Genomic DNA, 381 nt, shown 5'->3' with positions numbered 1-381 from the left:
ATTAGTGACAATGTACGCTTTAACATTTGCGATATGTGGACCTATTCTGGTTAAATTAACGAACCGTTTTTCATCAAGGCCTGTATTATTATGGACATTACTTATATTTATCATTGGTAATGGCATTATTGCTGTAGCGCCAAATTTTTCAATATTAGTAGTTGGTAGAATTATCTCATCTGCAGCAGCAGCACTAATTATCGTAAAAGTATTAGCTATTACAGCGATGTTATCAGCACCTAAAAATCGTGGCAAAATGATTGGACTTGTCTATACAGGGTTTAGTGGGGCCAATGTTTTTGGTGTACCAATTGGAACGGTTATCGGCGATTTAGTAGGTTGGCGCTATACATTTCTATTCTTAATTATTGTGAGTATTAT

General features: G+C 35.2%; 1 protein-coding gene. It reads left to right on the top strand.

Features of this window, described 5'->3' with window-relative positions:
• Positions 1-381: MFS transporter (locus tag D7X74_RS42525; RefSeq protein WP_147446941.1), on the top strand; the 381-nt coding region annotated here is incomplete at both ends.

The sequence above is a fragment of the Corallococcus sp. CA047B genome (assembly GCF_003612065.1).
Classification (GTDB): Bacteria; Myxococcota; Myxococcia; order Myxococcales; family Myxococcaceae; genus Corallococcus; species Corallococcus praedator.
Note: the sequence above shows the minus strand (reverse complement) of the source record. Positions and strands in the feature narration are given on the sequence as shown.